The sequence below is a fragment of the Chryseobacterium sp. R2A-55 genome (assembly GCF_021401085.1).
GTDB lineage: Bacteria > Bacteroidota > Bacteroidia > Flavobacteriales > Weeksellaceae > Kaistella.
Genome location: NZ_JACBFP010000029.1, coordinates 1 through 1,333, shown reverse-complemented (window position 1 = coordinate 1,333; position 1,333 = coordinate 1). Strand labels below are relative to the sequence as shown.

Here is a 1,333-nt window from a genome sequence, read left to right as displayed (position 1 = left end):
ACCGTGAACCGATTTCGGAGCAATAAGCTGGAAGCAGCCTTCAAGGATATTTTCTCGCAAGTAGTTTTGCTTTTGGCAGAGGAAGGCTTGGTGAGTTTGAGACAGGTATTTGTGGATGGAACCAAAATCGAAGCGCAAGCAAACCGCTACACTTTTGTTTGGGCGAACGCCATCAAAACCAACAAAGAAAAAATGCTCCGACAATTGGAGGACCTTTGGAAATATGCCCAAAGTGTTGCCAGAGAAGAAGACAAAGACCCGGAACCGCCGGAGTTTAAAGAGATCAGCAAAGAAAAAATCCGGCAGACCGTGGAAAATATCAATGCCAAACTGAAAGGCAGCGAGAACAAGACCGATTCCGATAAGAAAGCCAAAGCCAAACTGAACTACATTAAAAACAATTTTGAAAAAAACCTCGATAAATACGAAGCTCAGGAAGCGATATTAAAAGAAAGGAATTCTTACAGCAAGACCGATCAGGACGCCACTTTTATGCGGATGAAGGATGATCATATGATGAACGGACAGCTTAAGCCCGCTTACAATGCGCAGATTTCTACCGAGAACCAAATTATTGTAAACTACACGATTCATCAGCAAACCAACGACTTCAACACGCTGGAACATCATCTGGAAAATTTTGAGAAACTGTATGGCGAAAAAAGGTTGGCTGAATTAGAAGAACTCACTGCTGATGCAGGTTATGGAAGCGAGCAGAACTATGAGTTACTGGAACGAAACCAGATCACACCATTTGTAAAATACAATACCTTCGACAAAGAGCAGGATGCCCATTATCAGGCGAAACACAAGGCATTCAGCAAAGAAAACCTGCACTACAACCAAGAAGAAGATTATTACGTCTGTCCGATGGGCCAGAAGATGGAGAAAACGCACGAAAGCATTCGAAAAACCAAAACGGGTTACCCACAAAAACTCTCGCATTATCAGGCAAAAAACTGTGAACGATGTCCATTGCGAGGCGTTTGTCATAGTTCCAAAGAAAACCGCAGTGTAGAGCGAAACCATCATCTGGAGCAGTATAAAGAGAAAATCAGGGAACTCTTAAACAGCGAAAGAGGCATCAGAAAACGCAGACAACGCTCGGTTGAAGTAGAACCCGTGTTTGCACATCTGAAACATTGCAACAATTTTAAGCGGTTTACCATGAAAGGACTGAAAAAAGTAGAATTGGAGTTCGGATTGCACGCATTAGCACACAATCTAAGAAAGAAAGTTGCCTAAAGAGGACAACTTTTTCTTTTTCCAAAACAATGAAGATTGGTACTGCAATAAAAAATCCGCCTCAATTTTTGTTGTGAGACGGATTCTT

Annotated in this window: 1 protein-coding gene; it reads left to right on the top strand. The window is 42.0% G+C overall.

Annotated elements, in window-relative coordinates:
- A partial coding sequence (locus tag L0951_RS13645; RefSeq protein WP_234111810.1) for an IS1182 family transposase occupies window positions 1-1,245 on the top strand: 1,245 nt, incomplete at its 5' end.
- Between the last annotated feature and the right edge of the window lie 88 nt (window positions 1,246-1,333).